This is a genomic window from Allobosea sp. NPDC055353, assembly GCF_053644975.1.
Genome location: NZ_JBSHMC010000001.1, coordinates 1,558,422 through 1,573,996, shown reverse-complemented (window position 1 = coordinate 1,573,996; position 15,575 = coordinate 1,558,422). Strand labels below are relative to the sequence as shown.

14 protein-coding genes are annotated in these 15,575 nt (G+C 67.0%); 8 read left to right on the top strand and 6 right to left on the bottom strand.

Going from position 1 to position 15,575, the window contains the following annotated elements; genetic code table 11:
* Positions 1-76: 76 nt before the first annotated feature.
* Positions 77-1,201: a zinc-dependent alcohol dehydrogenase family protein gene (locus ACWIEX_RS07315; protein WP_454032424.1), complete on the top strand. Its 1,125-nt coding sequence runs from the start codon at positions 77-79 to the stop codon at positions 1,199-1,201.
* Here the strand turns inward: ACWIEX_RS07315 and ACWIEX_RS07310 are convergent.
* Positions 1,191-2,390, bottom strand: a complete 1,200-nt coding sequence (locus ACWIEX_RS07310; RefSeq protein ID WP_454032423.1) for an MFS transporter — start codon at positions 2,388-2,390, stop codon at positions 1,191-1,193. The two genes, ACWIEX_RS07315 and ACWIEX_RS07310, sit on opposite strands and share 11 nt — an antisense overlap.
* A 48-nt stretch (positions 2,391-2,438) precedes the next feature.
* Here ACWIEX_RS07310 and ACWIEX_RS07305 point away from each other — a divergent pair, with 48 nt between their 5' ends.
* The 7 genes from ACWIEX_RS07305 to ACWIEX_RS07275 all read left to right on the top strand — a co-directional run bounded on the left by ACWIEX_RS07305 (position 2,439) and on the right by ACWIEX_RS07275 (position 9,664).
* Positions 2,439-2,966 (top strand): Lrp/AsnC family transcriptional regulator, encoded by a 528-nt coding sequence (locus tag ACWIEX_RS07305; RefSeq protein ID WP_454032422.1) that lies wholly within the window; start codon positions 2,439-2,441, stop codon positions 2,964-2,966.
* 175 nt (positions 2,967-3,141) lie between these two features.
* Entirely contained in the window at positions 3,142-4,287 is a 1,146-nt protein-coding gene (locus ACWIEX_RS07300; protein WP_454032421.1) for a CaiB/BaiF CoA transferase family protein, read from the top strand.
* 35 nt (positions 4,288-4,322) lie between these two features.
* Positions 4,323-5,177 (top strand): HTD2 family dehydratase, encoded by an 855-nt coding sequence (locus ACWIEX_RS07295; RefSeq protein ID WP_454032420.1) that lies wholly within the window; start codon positions 4,323-4,325, stop codon positions 5,175-5,177.
* Between the two features lie 99 nt (positions 5,178-5,276).
* Positions 5,277-5,636 carry a hypothetical protein gene (locus tag ACWIEX_RS07290; protein ID WP_454032419.1) on the top strand — a complete coding sequence of 120 codons (360 nt, stop codon included), beginning with the start codon at positions 5,277-5,279 and terminating at the stop codon, positions 5,634-5,636.
* Between the two features lie 103 nt (positions 5,637-5,739).
* A complete protein-coding gene (locus ACWIEX_RS07285; RefSeq protein WP_454032418.1) occupies positions 5,740-7,683 on the top strand; it encodes a putative bifunctional diguanylate cyclase/phosphodiesterase in 1,944 nt (647 codons plus the stop codon).
* Between the two features lie 41 nt (positions 7,684-7,724).
* Positions 7,725-8,762: an aspartate carbamoyltransferase gene (locus tag ACWIEX_RS07280; protein ID WP_454032417.1), complete on the top strand. Its 1,038-nt coding sequence runs from the start codon at positions 7,725-7,727 to the stop codon at positions 8,760-8,762.
* Complete coding sequence (locus tag ACWIEX_RS07275) at positions 8,759-9,664, top strand: hypothetical protein (protein WP_454032416.1); 906 nt, start codon at positions 8,759-8,761, stop codon at positions 9,662-9,664. Before ACWIEX_RS07280 ends, ACWIEX_RS07275 begins: the two co-directional genes overlap by 4 nt.
* 10 nt (positions 9,665-9,674) lie before the next feature.
* Here the strand turns inward: ACWIEX_RS07275 and ACWIEX_RS07270 are convergent, their stop codons facing one another.
* The 5 genes from ACWIEX_RS07270 to ccrA form a co-directional block, all read right to left on the bottom strand.
* Positions 9,675-10,415 carry an SIMPL domain-containing protein gene (locus ACWIEX_RS07270; protein WP_454032415.1) on the bottom strand — a complete coding sequence of 247 codons (741 nt, stop codon included), beginning with the start codon at positions 10,413-10,415 and terminating at the stop codon, positions 9,675-9,677.
* A gap of 100 nt (positions 10,416-10,515) precedes the next feature.
* Entirely contained in the window at positions 10,516-12,192 is a 1,677-nt protein-coding gene (locus ACWIEX_RS07265) for an acyl-CoA dehydrogenase family protein (protein WP_454032414.1), read from the bottom strand.
* A gap of 80 nt (positions 12,193-12,272) precedes the next feature.
* On the bottom strand, positions 12,273-13,154 hold the full coding sequence (locus ACWIEX_RS07260) for a DMT family transporter (RefSeq protein WP_454032413.1): 882 nt from the start codon (positions 13,152-13,154) through the stop codon (positions 12,273-12,275).
* Positions 13,155-13,358: 204 nt separating this feature from the next.
* Positions 13,359-14,018: a glutathione S-transferase family protein gene (locus tag ACWIEX_RS07255; protein WP_454032412.1), complete on the bottom strand. Its 660-nt coding sequence runs from the start codon at positions 14,016-14,018 to the stop codon at positions 13,359-13,361.
* Between the two features lie 94 nt (positions 14,019-14,112).
* Entirely contained in the window at positions 14,113-15,384 is a 1,272-nt protein-coding gene (gene ccrA / locus ACWIEX_RS07250) for a crotonyl-CoA carboxylase/reductase (protein WP_293796246.1), read from the bottom strand.
* Positions 15,385-15,575 lie beyond the last annotated feature (191 nt).

The window sequence follows — 15,575 nt, the reverse complement described above, 5'->3', positions numbered from 1 at the left end:
ACGCATCCGGACTTTGACAGCGGCGCCCTCTCCTGTCGGGATGGTGGCGGATATAGAGACCGGAGCCCGACGCCCCATGAAGATTCGTGCCGCCGTCCTGAACGCGAGCCCGGTTGCCGCGCCCTATGCGCAGAGCCGCCCGCTGCGGATCGAGGAGCTCGACCTCGCCCCGCCCGGGCGCGACGAGGTTCTGGTTCGCATCCGCGCCGCCGGCCTGTGCCATTCCGATCTCTCGGTGATCGACGGCAACCGCCCGCGCCCGGTGCCTATGGTGCTCGGGCATGAGGCTGCCGGCGAGGTTGTCGAAACCGGGGAAGGCGTCGACGATCTCAAGCCCGGCGACCGGGTGGTGATGGTGTTCGTGCCGTCCTGCGGCCACTGTTCTCCCTGCGCCGAGGGGCGCCCTGCCCTGTGCGAGCCCGGCAATGCTGCCAACGGGCGCGGCGAGATGCTCGGCGGCGGACGGCGGCTCTCGACGCATGGCCAGCCGGTGCATCACCATATCGGCGTCTCCGCCTTCGCCGAGCATGCGGTGATCTCGCGCCGCTCGCTGGTCAAGATCGAGGCCGATATCCCTCACGAGATTGCCGCCCTGTTCGGCTGCGCGGTGCTGACCGGTGTTGGCGCCGCCGTGAACACGGCGCGGATCAAGGCTGGCGAGACGGTGGCGGTGGTCGGGCTCGGCGGCGTCGGGCTCTCGGCTCTGCTCGGCGCCATCGCCTGTGGTGCCTCGCGCGTCGTTGCCGTCGATCTCGCGCAGGACAAGCTGGATCTGGCGCTGGCGCTCGGCGCGACCGATGCTTTCAAGGCCGATACGCCGGATGCGATCGAGGCGATCAAGCTAGCGACCAAGGGCGGCGTCGACCACGGTCTGGAGATGGCCGGTTCGGTCAGGGCGCTCGACCTCGCCTACCAGATCACCCGGCGCGGCGGCACGACGACGACGGCCGGACTCGCCAACCCCGCCCATACGCTGTCGCTCTCGCCGGTCCGGCTGGTCGCCGAGGAGCGGACGCTGAAGGGGTCTTACGTGGGCTCCTGCGTGCCCTCGCGCGACATCCCGCGCTTCATCGAGCTCTACCAGCGTGGCCGTCTGGCCGTGGACAAGCTCTGGACCAGCTCGAGCAGTCTCGACGAGATCAACGAAGGCTTCGACGCGCTGCACGAGGGCCGCACGATCCGCCACATCGTCAGGATGTGACGCGCGGCGCAGTCCTCGGGCGGGCAAGGCTCGCCGAGAGCGCTGCCAGCAGCATCAGCCCCGCCGCCGCGACGGGCAGGATGGCGAATTCGGTCGCCGCGTAGAGCGCACCGAACGCGGCCGTGCCGACGAAGAGCGCGAGATAGGTCACGCCGCTGTTGAGGCCCATCAGCGCGCCGCGACGCGCGGGATCGAGCGCGCCGAGGCGCATGATCAGCACGTTCAGCCCGAAATGATTGGCGAGCCCCCAGAGAAACACCGCCGCCAACGTCAGGACATAGCTGCCGCTGGCGGCGCCCATGCCGAGATAGACGCAACCGACCGCCAGGAACATCGCCGGCAGGAAGCGCCCGGCATCGAAGCGGTCGATCAATCCATCCAAGAAGGCGGCGGCGCCGAAGCCGAGGCCATAAGTCAAAGCGAGCAGGCCGTTCGCGCTGAGCGGCAGGCCGAGCACGCGATGCAGATGGTCGCCGATATAGGCGTAGACGCCGTAGAAGGAGGCCATGAAGCCGGCGCAGGCGATCAGCAGCGGCGCGACGCCGGGCACGCGCAACGCTGCCAGCGGCGATGAGTTCGTGGTTGTTGCTGGCGCGCCCTGCAGTTTCATCGCCTGCGCGACCAAAAGCGCGAGCGCGCTCGCAGCGGCGGCAAAGCCGTAGACGAAGCGCCAGCCGATCCTGTCGGCCAGCACCGCCGAGAGCGAGACGCCGGCGACCATGCTCAGCGTCCAGCCCGAGAGCACGATGCCGATCGTATCGCTTTCGCGTCGGGCTGGGGCGACCGCAGCGGCGAGCGTATAGATCGAGGGCAGCGCCACGCCGGCCGCAAGGCCAGCCACGAATTGGGCGCCGACCAGCATCGGCAGGGCCGGCGCGGCAGCGCTCGCCGCCAGAGCTAGGGTAAAAAGCGCGAGCGCCACCCGCAGCGTCGCACCCGCGCCGAAGCGATCGATCAGGCGGCCGAGCAGGATCGCCGCCAACGCCGTGCCGATGCCGAAGGCGCCCGAGGCCGTCATCACGGCCGGCGTGCCTCGACCGAAGCTTTCCGCGACCTGCGGCGCAATCGGCCCGAGCACGAGGGAATTCGAGCCGATGACGCCGATGCAAAGGCACAGCGCGTAGGCTGCGGCCGGAATGCGGACGGCCGGCAGGGCTGCGGCGGAAGAGTGTTGATTCATGTTCGGCATGAGGAAAGAATGACCGAACACTATTCAGGTTCAACCGGATTCACGGCCATGGATCAAAAAACAGATGGCGTTCGGCGCGAACGCGCGGCGGAGCGTTCGCTCGATGCGATGGACCGAAAGCTGTTAGGCGTTCTGGTCGAGGATGCGACGGAGAGTTATGCCCGGATCGGCGAGAAGGTCGGGTTGTCACCGCCGGCCGCGCATGAGCGGATCAAGCGGCTCAAGCAATCCGGCGCGATCCGCCAGATCGCGGCGCTGATCGAGCCGACCGCGACGGGCAAGACCCTGCTAGCCTTCGTGCATGTCGACACCACCGGCTGGGGCAAGACGCCCGCTCTGATGGCGGTGAAGGAGCACCCGGAGGTGGAGGAGATCCACTCAGTCGCGGGCGATACCTGCATGCTGTTGAAGGTCCGGACCACCGACACTCACGCGCTCGAAGGGCTGCTCGGGCGGCTCTACGACACGCCCGGCGTCAAGGCTACGCGCAGCTATGTCGTGCTCTCGACCTATCTGGAACGGCCGGTGCAGCCCGGCATCACCGCGAGCTGGCCGAAGCCGGCGGCAGCTGGATAGCTCGGCTGGATTTAATCTGTCCGGTCAAAGGCATAGCGCCCGCTCATCATATCTTGATTCAGGCGGTTTTCGCGACATTGGCGCTGCGCTCCCCCCAACACGGGCGCATGGCGGCTGCGATTTGACTCGGCCGCGCCGGGGCGCTCTTCCTCTCTCGACTACTGAGGGGATGCCGATGTCGAATGCGCTCGAAGGAATCGTCGTGGTCGCGCTGGAGCAGGCGGTGGCTGCGCCGGTCGCGAGCTGCAAGCTCGCCGATGCCGGCGCACGCGTCATCAAACTGGAACGGCCCGAAGGCGATTTCGCGCGCGGCTATGACGGCTTCGCCAAGGGGCAGTCGTCCTATTTCGTCTGGATCAACCGGGGCAAGGAATCCTGCCGGGTCGACCTGCGGCAGCCCGAAGACCTCGCGCTGGTCGAGGCGATGATCGCGTCGGCCGACATCTTCATCCAGAATCTGGCGCCCGGTGCGGCCGACCGGCTCGGGCTCGGCAGCGCCACGCTCCGGCAACGCCATCCGCGACTGATCACCTGCGACATCTCCGGCTATGCGCCGGGCACGCCACATGAGCGACGCAAGGCCTATGACCTGCTGATCCAGGCGGAATCAGGCCTCTCCGCCATCACCGGCACGGCCGAATCCGGCCCCTCGCGGATCGGGATCTCGATCGCCGACATCGCCACGGGACAGGCAGCCTATGCCGCGATCCTCGAAGCGCTACTGAAGCGGGCGCGCACCGGCGTTGGCTCGGCGATCGCGCTCTCGCTGTTCGACACGCTCGCCGAATTGATGAACGTGCCCTATCTCACGCGCCGCTATGGCGGCATCGAGCCGGCGCGGGTCGGGCTCGCCCATCCCTCGATCGCTCCCTATGGCGTGTTCTCGCTTGTCGACGGCGAGGTGCTGGTCTCGATCCAGAGCGAACGGGAATGGCAGGTCTTCGCCCGCGACGTGCTCGAAAGCCCGGAGCTGGCAGCCGATCCCCGCTTCGCCTCAAATGTGCTGCGGGTGAAGGAGCGCATCCTGCTCGATGGCGAGGTGCAGGTGCGGCTCGGCCGGCGGCGCTTTGCGGATATCGCCGCCGCGCTGGATCGCCATGCCATCGCCTATGGCACGGTTTCCACCGTGGGCGGACTGATCGATCATCCGGCGGCGACCGCCCTGCCCGTCCCGACACCGAACGGACCCGTCGCGGTGCTGGCGCCATCCGCCATCGTCGACGGCCGGCGCGTCGCAATGCGGCCGGTTCCGGCGCTGGGCCAACACGACGCGGCACTGCGCGCCGAATTCGCCCGCCAGATCGAAGCGAAAACCGCCTGAGCGGAACGACCATTTTCGACCGAGGGAAGCCTCTCATGAGCATCGACATCGCCAAGCTCGCCGGCTGGACCGGCAGGACCGAGGAGGCGCAGGACATCGTCACGCCGCGGCTGGTGCAGAGCTTCGCCGCCACCTTCGGCCGCCATCTCGCCCCTCACCATCCCGGCGAGGCGCCGCTGGCGCTGCACTGGTGCCTGGCTCCACCGATCTCGGATATCGGCGCCTGCGGACCCGACGGCCACGCTGCCAAGGGCGAGTTCCTGCCGCCGGTGCCGTTGCCCCGGCGGATGTGGGCCGGCGGGCGGATCGAGACCCTGTCGCCGCTGCGCGAGGGCGACCGCGTCATCAGGCATTCCCGGATCGGCGAGATTTCCTACAAGGAAGGCCGCAGCGGCCCGCTCTGCTTCGTCGCCGTCCACCATGACTATGCGACCGAGCGCGGCGTGGCGCTGCGCGAACGGCACGACATCGTCTATCGCGAGGCGGCAGAGCCGGGTGCTTCCGCTGCCGGTGCGCCTGGCCCGGCCGCCGCGGGCGAACCTGCCGATCTCATCTGGGAGGTCGAGGCCAGCCCGCTGCTGCTGTTCCGCTACTCGGCGCTGACCTTCAACGGCCATCGCATCCACTACGATTTCCCCTATGCGACCGGGACGGAAGGCTATGCCGGGCTGGTCGTGCATGGACCGATCCAGGCGACGCTGATCGCCAACATCCTGGCGACGCTGACCGGAGGTGAGCCGATCCGGCTCGACTATCGGGGCCTGAGCCCACTCATCGCGGGCGGCGTCTTCCGGGTGAAGGCGAAGCAGCAGGCGGATGGCAGCGTCAGGGGCTGGACCGAGGGCGCGGACGGGCGGGTGCGCATGGAGGGCTTCCACCGCCCTGCGTGACAGCGTCTCAACCGCGGGAAGACGCTCAAGGCGGGAACCGCCAACCCCTCGGCCCACCAGCCCTGGAGTATCGCCGGCATCTGCCTGTACCCGAATACGGTGAAGACCGCGAAAATCGGCGACTCTAACGTTAGGGAATGCTCGGAGCGCACCACCGGCATCTTCAGCCGCATCGCCTCCGCTGCAAGAGACGAGCAGCCGCTGATCAACCCGGCCTGCCTCGCGTCCGATTTCGCCGTGATCGAGGGCGTGACCGATCGGATCGATGTCACGCAAGCCTCGCGCTGCGGCGCCGACGGCCAGCGCGTCACGCCGGAAGCGCACCCCATTCCCGACCTCGCCCGCGGCGCCGGAAAACGGCCCGCAGGCCGGACGGCGGAGCAGGTCAGGGGCGGGCTTGAAGATTTCGCCAAGTACCGTCTGCGCAGCCGACCGTGCTATATCGGCCTAAAGTTATAATTTGTCGGCGAAACCTCCGAAGCGACATACAGTTCTTTAATAGATTTTTAGCGAGAATAGCACCTACGCCGGCCAAAAAGCAGACATAGCGACGGGACGCCTGATGATCGTCGACGTTCACGAAAACGATCTCGCGATGAAATCGGAACTGGTGGCAGCGCTTTATGCCACGCCAGGCACGATTTTCATCGGCACCGTCACGGTCGCGGCCGTGATGGCCGCGAGCGCGTTGCTGACCGGTGGCGATATCGTCTTCTACCTCATGGCAGCAGCGATGGTCGCGATCGGCGTGTTCCGCTACCTGTCGCACCGCTACTACACGGGCATCCACCTCGCGACGTCGACGGAACGCCAGATCGGCACGCTCGAAAACCTGGCCATGGCCGGCGCCTGGTCGACCGCCGCCCTGATCTCGGCCTTCGGCAGCTATGCCATGCTGCGCTATACCTACGAGCCCGTCGCGGCGCTGGCGATCGCCCAGACGATCGGCTATCTCGCCGGCATTTCCGGGCGCAACAGCTCACGGCCGGTCATCACCCGCGTGCAGGTGCTGGCGGCGGCCACGCCTTTCACATTTGCCCTGCTGTGGACGCGGGACCCCGCTTATCTTGTGATCGGGCTGTCGGTCGCGCTCACCGCCGTCCTGACCTTCTCGAGTGCCCAGGTGATCCACCGGATCTTCCTCGCCCGGCTGCGCACCATGCGCGAGCTCGAGCATCTGGCCGTCAACGACACGATCACCAGCCTCTACAACCGCCGCGGCTTCATGCGCGAGATCCGGCAGATGGCGGCTTCCGGCCGCCCGGTGACGCTGATCTCGATCGACATCGACCGCTTCAAGAGCATCAATGACAGCCTCGGCCACGATATCGGCGATGCGCTGCTGCAGGGCTTCAGCGAAACGCTGCTCGCCGAGCTCGGCGTCGGCGACATCGCCGCGCGCACCGGCGGCGACGAATTCATGGTCGCCACCACGCGCGATGCCGAGGGTGCCAGCGCGCTGGCGGCCCGCCTCGTCATGATGCTCGCCAGCCAGCGCGTCATCGGCGGGCGCCACGTCACCGCCACGGCCAGCATGGGCATCGCACCCGCTGGCTGCGCCGCCTCGATCGACGAGGCCCTGAAATGCGTCGACATCGCCCTCTATCGGGCCAAGCTCGACGGGAGGAACCGCTTCGTCATGTATACCGATGCGATCCGCAATGAACATGAAGACGGCGTGGCGCTCGAAACGGAACTGCGCGACGCCATTCGCCGCGGCGAGTTCGAGCTGCATTTCCAGCCGATCTACAACCCTCGCTCCGGCACCGCGACCATGGCCGAGGCGCTGCTGCGCTGGCAGCATCCACGGCGCGGCACGATCAGCCCCGCGGTCTTCATCCCGCTGGCCGAGCGGACCGGGCTGATCACCGTGCTGGGCTCCTGGGTGCTCGGCGAGGCGATCCGGTCAGCCTTGTCCTGGCCGCGCAGCGTCGGCGTCAGCGTCAACGTCTCGGCGCGCCAGTTCGACCATGGCCACGACATCGTCGGCGTCGTCGAGGCGCTCCTGCGGATGAGCGGCATCGAACCTCACCGGCTGACGATCGAGATCACCGAAAGCTCGCTGATCGATGATCCCGACCATGTCGTCTCGCGCCTCGTGGCGCTGCGCGCGCTCGGCGTGCGGATCGCCCTCGACGATTTCGGCACGGGCTATTCCTCGCTCAGCTATCTCGCACATCTGCCGATCGATACGATCAAGATCGACCAGGCCTTCACCCAGGAGCTCGGGTCCTCGCGCAAGGCAGATTCGCTGATGAACGCGATCGCCCAGCTCGCGCATGATCTGAAGCTGCGCCTCATCGTCGAGGGCGTGGAGACGCAGGAGCAGCTCACCGTCATCGAAAAGCATGCCGTCCACGGTATTCAGGGCTATATCTTCGCCCGGCCGATGACAGCGGAGGATTTGCTGCCCATGATCGGCAATCGTGTGGCGACGGGGCGAATGGGGTCGGCGCGCTCGCGTTCCGGCTCGCGCAAGCCGGGCCGCTTCAGCCAGGTTGCCTGACGCGCCCCGGACGCAGACGCTCGCGCGAGCCGGAGGCCTTGATGCGCCCGAACTATCCGAGCGGGAAGGATCTGCTGAGCGCCGATGCCGTCTCGCGCTTCGATCTCGACGACATCATCGCGCGCGCCGAGCGGCATCTCCACGAAGAAGAGCTGGAAAAGGCCGGTCTGCCCCTGCCCGAGCAGCCGCCCGCCCCGCGCCGCCGGCCGAAGGTGATCGCCACCCTGTTCGACCAGCGCAGCACCCGCACCCGCCTCGGCTTCCAGACGGCGGCCGCCCGGCTCGGCCACCAGTCGATCGACGCCTATGACACCGACCGCAGCCGGATGGGCACCGATACCGGCGAATCGATCGAGGACCATATCCACACGGTCGAGCTCTACAGCGACGTGCTGATCGTGCGCTCGCATATGGAGGACATGCCCTACCGCGTTGGACGCCTGAGCTATCTACCGGTCATCAATGCCGGCAACGGCGCCGACGAGCACCCGACCCAGGCCCTGGTCGACATCTTCGCGATCCGGCAGATGCGCGGTGCGATCGAGGGCCTCAGCATCGCCCTGTCGAGCGATTCGCGGGCACGCTTCGCGATCTCCTTCGTGAAGATGCTGCGCCTTTCCCCGCCGAAGCGCTTCACGCTGTGCTGCCTGCCGGATACGCCGATCAACCCGGCGATGCGCGAGGCGATGACCGTGCTCGCCGATCTCGGCACGCAGGTCGGGCTCGTCCACGACATCCGCCATACGCTCGACCATGACGTGCTCAGCATCCAGATGCAGGACATGAGCAAATTCGCTCACGCCTCCCTCGGCAACGAAGCCGTCGACAAGGAAAAAGAGAGCGAGCCCTTCACACTGACCGCCCGCAAGGTCCTGGATGCCCGTTCGGACACATTGATCCTCAACCCTCTTCCGCGCTTCTCGGAGCTCGACACCTCATGCGACAGCCTCCCGAACGCAGGCTATTTCCGTCAGGTCCAGCTCTCCGTGCCGATGCGAATGGCCATTCTGGAGCGCATGTTGCTGGGCATTCCCTGGACGGGGCAGGCCGAGGATTTCCGGCCTTCCTCGGGTGGATGAGCGCGTATCTGGCGTCCTATCTCGCGATCGCCCTCTCCATCCGCCTGCTCTCGGGCTATCTCACCGTCATCGAGATCGGGCTCTTGCGCTCGGTCGGCAGCCTCGCCATCGCGGCCTCGGCCGTCTGGGCCGGCGGGGCGGAACAGCGTCGCACCATTCTCCCCCCGAAGCTGCGAGAGGATATCGCCCGCAGCATCCTGCATCTCGTCGGCTCGCTCGCGCTGATCTGGAGCCTGGCGCACCTGCCGCTCGCGCTCGTCACCACCATCGAATTCACCGGTCCGCTCTTCGCAGGCGTGCTGCTCTTCCTGGTCCTGCGTCGCCGACCCGGCACCGGTGCAACCGTCGGCCTTGCCGTGCTCGCGACCGGGATCGGCTTGCTGGTGTTCCGGCTCGACGCCGTCCCCAATCGCGACCTCGCCATCGCCATCGGCGCCGTCGCGGCGCTGACCAGCACCAATCTCATGCTGGCGCGGCTGGCGGCACAGCGCAGTACGCTGTCCATCGTGCTGCTGATGCATACGATCCAGCTGCCGCTTTATCTGCTGCTCTGGTTCTTCGTGCCGGAGCAGTGGTCGCCGCCGCCGCAGCCGTACCGGCTGGCTTTCGCCTTGCCCGAGCTTGCCGTGATCGGCGGCGCCGTGCTCGCACTGATCATCGGCGGCTTCGTCTCGCAGGCCGCGCTGGCCAACGCCTCGCGCCATGCCACGCCGCTGCAACTCTGCAGCGCCGACACCCTGCGCGTGCCGCTGATCACGCTCGCCGCCTATCTGCTGCTGGCGGAATTGCCGCCGGCAGAGCTTTGGCTGCCGGGACTCTGGGTGCTCTGCGGCGTCGTCATCACCAGCCTGCCGGTGTCAGTGGCTGCAAAGCTGCGCCCGGAGCGGGCCGGGCGCTCCTGAGTTCAGACGATCAGGGCGTGATCTCGAAGATCACGTTGACCTGCGTCCGGTAGGTATTCTCGCCGCTGGCCAACGGCACGGCCGCATCGCTGGCGGCCATGCGCACGGCTCCGCCGTACGGCATCGGGCGCGCCATGATCGACTGCTCCTCGATCGAGAGGATCTTGCCGAGCTTGACGTCCGCCGCCTCGGCCAGGGTCTTGGCGCGGGCCATCGCATCGGCGACCGCGCGCTTGCGCGCCTCGGTCAGGGTCGGCTTGATGTCGTCCTTGACGAAAGCGATGCCGCCGCCCTGGTTGACGCCGAGCCCAACCACCTTGTCGAGGATGCCGCCCGCATCAGCGAGATTGCGGACCCGAACGGTCAGCGCATTGCTGACGCTGTAGCCGGTGATCTTGGGCTCGCCGCTGCGGTCCTTGCCCGGCTGGGCATAGCGCGGCTGGATGTTGAGGCCCGCGGTCTGGAGATCGCGCTCCGCGACGCCGGCTTCCTTCAGCGCGGCCAGCACCTGCTTCATCGCCTCGTTGTTGGCGGTGAGCGCCGCACGGGCCGTATCGGCCTCGCGCAGGACGGTGAGGTTGAGGATCGCCATGTCCGGCGCGACGCCGACCTCGCCTTCCCCGATCACGCTGATGCGCGGGCTCGGCTGCTGACCGGCCGGATTCTGCTGGGCGATCGCGGGGGCGGAGAGCAGCGCGGCGGCGCCGACGAGCACGGTTCCGGCCAGAGCGAAGGCAAGGCGATTCGACATGATGTCTCCTGATCTGCCGGCTCCATCGGCCGGCCGGGCATCCGAGCAAGGATATCTTGTCGAAATTATCACGATGCGACGCGGCAGGCCGCCGCGCCCGCTATTCCTCGACCAGCCGGCGCGCGATGACCTGTGCCTGGATCTCGGCCGCGCCCTCGAAGATGTTGAGGATGCGCGCATCGCAGAGCACGCGGCTGACCGGATATTCCAGTGCGAAGCCGTTGCCGCCATGGATCTGCAGGGCGTTGTCGGCGGCTGCCCAGGCGACGCGCGCGCCGAGCAGCTTGGCCATGCCGGCCTCCAGATCGCAGCGCCGGTCGGCATCCTTCTCGCGGGCGGCGAAATAGGCGAGCTGGCGGGCGATCAGGATTTCCGCCGCCATCATCGCGAGCTTGTCGGCGACGCGCGGGAAGGCGATCAGCGGCTTGCCGAACTGGATACGCTCCTGAGCATAGCGCAAGCCGAGGTCGAAGGCCGATTGCGCCACACCGATGGCGCGGGCCGCCGTCTGGATGCGCGCCGCCTCGAAGGTCTGCATGAGCTGCTTGAAACCCTGGCCGGGCACGCCGCCGAGCAGGTTTTCGCCCTTCACTTCGAAACCGTCGAAGGCGAGCTCGTATTCCTTCATGCCGCGATAGCCGAGGACCTCGATCTCGCCGCCGGTCAGGCCCGCGACCGGGAACGGATCGGCATCGCTGCCGCGCGGCTTCTCGGCGATCAGCATCGAGAGGCCCTTGTAACCGGGCTCGGATGGATCGGTGCGGACCAGCAGCGTCATGATGTCGGCGCGGACGGGATGGGTGATCCAGGTCTTGTTGCCATGGACCTTCCAGACATCCCCTTCCTTCACGGCCCTGGTGCGCAGCGAGGCGAGGTCGGAGCCGGTATTGGGTTCGGTGAAGATGGCGGTGGGCAAAACCTCGCCGGAAGCAATCTTCGGCAGCCACTTCTCCTTCTGCTCGGGCGTGCCGCCGCAGAGGATCAATTCGGCCGCGATCTCCGAGCGCGTACCGAGCGAGCCGACGCCGATATAGCCGCGCGAGAGCTCCTCCGAGACGACGCACATCGAGACCTTCGACAGGCCCATGCCGCCGAACTCCTCGGGGATGGTCAGGCCGAAGACGCCGAGCTCGGCCATCTTCTCGACCACCGGCATCGGGATGTATTCGTTCTCCAGATGCCATTCATGGGCATGCGGCGTGACCTCCGCAGCGCAGAAGCGGCGCATCTCCGAGCGGATCGCCTCCAGCGTTTCGTCGAGGCCGGTATCGCCGATGCTGGCCGCGCCCTGGTCCTGGCTGAACAGAGCAACGAAGCGGGCGCGATTCTCCGGCGTATTGCCCTCGGCGATCAGGGCATCGGCAGCGTCCGAGCCGGCGGCGGCAATGGCCTTCTGCGAGAGACCCAGCGCCGGGAGCCTGACGATCTCGCCCTGGCTCATCGGAATGCCGCCGAAGATCTGGGCGGCGTACTCGCCGGCGCCGATGCGCAGCGCATAGTCCTCGACGGCACCGTAGCGGCCTTCCGCCTCGAGGCGCTCGCCATAGGCCTTGAGCTCGCGCAGAGCCGTGACATAGGTCGCGAGCCAGGACAGGCCGTGGGCGGCGTGCTGCTCGGCCTCCAGCCGGGCCGAGGAGATGCGGCCGTCGACCAGCACCTTCTGCCGCACTGCCGCAACGGCCTCCTGGAACAGGGTCTCGAAGCCCGGCAGCGCCGCCGCGATCAGCGCGATCGCATTCGCGCGATTCTCAGCCTTTGCGGCCGTATTGGCGTTCATGGTCTTGGACCCTCCCTTTGTTGCGACGCAGCATAAAGGGAGATCGAGGGAAACCGAAACCCTCCTTTTTGGGGAGACGGCTACTTCCGGCTGGCGAGCACGACGCCGAGGATCGTCACGGCCATGCCGCCGATCTGGAGCGGCGTCAGTGTCTCCCCGAAGAGCAGCCAAGCCTCGACCGCGACGAGCGCCGGCACCAGATAGAGGAAGGTCACGATGCGCGAGACCTCGCCGCGCCGGAGCATGAACAGGTAGAGCCAGATGCTGCCGATCGAGAGCACGATCACCGACCAGGCCAGCACGAGCAGCATGGTCAGGTTCCAGTCGATCCGCATCGGCTCGAAGGCCACCGCGAAGGGCAGCACGACAAGCCCTGCCGCGACATACTGGATCGCGGTGATCGTGCGCAGATCACCGGAGACGACCCGCGCCTTCTGGTAGAACGAACCGAAGGTCACCGCGAACATGCCGCCGATATTGATCAGCATCGGCACGGCGATGCCCCAGAGCGCGGCCGGCTCGACGCCGGCGAGTTGCGGCTCCAGAACCAGTGCGATCCCAAGGAAGCCGCAGGCGATGCCGAGCCAGCGGATGCCCGAAATCCGCTCGCCGACGAGCGCGGGCGCGAAGAGCGCCGTCAGGATCGGCTGCAGCCCTGCGATCAGGCCGGAAATGCCGGCCGGCAGGCCATGGCGCACCGCCCACCAGACGCCGGCGAGATAGATGCCGTGCAGCAGGATGCCGGTGATCGCCACGTCGATGACGGCGCGGCGGCTGCGCGGCCAGGGCGCGCCGGTCGCAAGCGCGATCAGCGTCAGCAACGCCGCGGCGCAGGAGAAGCGCACGACGAGGAAGGTCAGGGCATCGGCATGACGGGCCGAATAGCCGGCGACCACCCAGCCCGTGGACCAGAGGAAGGTGAAGAGCAGCGGTATCGCGCGCAGGATGAGAGGCGAGGACATCGAAACCCGGAACCGCTGGACCTGGAGCAATTCCGCAATTCTTCGAATCGCGGAGTTGCTCCAGGTCTTCGTTTTATCGCATTTTCTTCACGCGAACCGGCGTCCACTTCGCTCGAAAACGCTCTGGCCGTCTCTAGCGCCGATCGACGGCCACAGACAGAGCGCCAACGCGCCCTGCCCATGTTCCCATCGTCGATGCGCGGTTCAATCGCGGTCGGGCGCGCCCGGCGGAAAGAGCTTGCGGAACGGTCTGGCCTCGTCGACGGCGCGCGCAAAGGAGGGCCGCGCCAGCAGGCGGGACCGGTAGGCGCGCAGGTTCCCGAAAGCCTCGTCGATCTCGTGGACCCAGTCGGCATAGAACAGGGACGGCGCCGCCGCGCAATCGGCCAGGCTGAAGGCGTCGCCGCAGGCCCAATGCCGCCCGGCCAGGGCTCCATCGAACCAGCGATAGGCGTCGTCGAGCTTTTCATGGGCCCGGGCCACGCTGAAGGGATCGCGGTCGTCGGCCGGGCGCAGATGGTCGAAGACGATCGCCTGCATCGGCGTCATCACATAGTTGTCGAAGGCGCGATCCATCATGCGCACGTCGAGCGCCTGCTTAGCGTCGGCCGGCACCAGCCGGGCCGCGCCTGGATGAAACAGGTCGAGATGTTCGATGATGACGCTCGATTCGAAGACCGGCGTCTCGCCATCGACGAGCACGGGCATCTTCTTCATCGGCCAGAGCTTAACCCATTCGGCGCCGGCCGCGGGATCTTCCGGACCGAGCAGGCGATAGGTGAAGGGCGTCGCGTTCTCGTAGAGCGCCACCAGCACTTTTTGACAATACGACGAGAACGGATGGGCGTAGAGCGTGAGCGGCACGGGCGCCTCCTGACCGACGGCAATTCGCAATCTCGGAATAGAAAATCCGATTGCATATTGCAAGCAGTTTACGCCCGCCGCCTTTCCGCGACACTCAGCCGGCCAGCGCCTCCGCGACATCCTCATAGGTCCTGAGGCCCGTGCGCGGCGCATAGACCAGCACGGACATGTTGCCGGGCGCGTGCTCGTTCTTCCACATCTTGTGATGGGCGAGCGGGATCTTGTCCCAGGGGAAGACCTCGGACATGCAGGGGTCGATCCGCCGGTCGATCACGAACTGGTTGGCGGCGCTCGCCTGCTTGAGATGGGCGAAATGCGAGCCCTGGACGCGCTTCTGCCGCATCCAGACATAGCGGGCGTCGAAGGTGATGTTGAAGCCGGACGTGCCCGCGCAGAACACCACCATGCCGCCGCGCTTGGCGACGAGGCAGGAGACCGGGAAGGTCGCCTCGCCCGGATGCTCGAAGACGATGTCGACATCCTTCTTGCCTGTGATGTCCCAGATCGCCTTGCCGAACTTGCGGGCTTCCTTGGTCCACTCGTTGTACTCGGGCGAATTGACCTTGGGCATCTGGCCCCAGCAGTTGAAATCCTTGCGGTTGATCACGCCCTTGGCGCCAAGGCCGAGCACATAGTCACGCTTGGTCTCGTCCGAGATCACGCCGATGGCGTTGGCGCCCGACGCCGCGCAAAGCTGCACGCCGAAGACGCCGAGGCCGCCGGAGGCGCCCCAGACGAGGACATTGTCGCCGGGCTTGATCGTGTGCGGGGCATGGCCGAACAGCATGCGATAGGCGGTGGCCAGCGTCAGCGTGTAGCAGGCGGCCTCCTCCCAGGCGAGGTGCTTCGGCTTGTGCATGAGCTGGCGCGACTGGACGCGGCAGAACTGGGCGAAGGAACCGTCCGGCGTCTCGTAGCCCCAGATGCGCTGGGTCGACGAGAACATCGGGTCGCCGCCATTGCACTCCTCGTCGTCGCCATCGTCCTGGTTGCAGTGGACGATGACCTCGTCGCCGACCTTCCAGCGCTTCACCTTGGAACCGACGGCCCAGACGATGCCCGAAGCATCGGAGCCGGCGACATGGAACGGCGCCTTGTGCACGTCGAAGGGCGAGATCGGCTGGCCGAGGCCGGCCCAGATGCCGTTGTAGTTGACGCCGCCGGCCATCACGAGGAGCAGCACCTCCTCCTCGCCGATCGACCAGGTCGGCACGACCTCGACCTGGAACGAGTCCTGCGGCGCCCCGTGGCGCTCGCGCCGGATCGCCCAGGCATACATCTTCTCGGGGACATGGCCGAGCGGCGGCAATTCGTCGAGCTCATAGAGGTCCTTGAGCGGCTTCACGGCGGCCTGCGACTTCGACATGGTCGTCTCCCTGCTCTCTTCCGTCGTTGCCCAGCCCGGAGCTCGTCGGCGGTATGGGATGCCGATCATGCATCTTATGCTGCGCTGCGCCATTACTCTAAGGAATCACACCGCAGTGCAAAACCCTTTCTTTTCGGCGCTTGCGCTTTCTTCATCGTTTGCTGAGATGCTGACGTCCTGCGCGGCGCCAA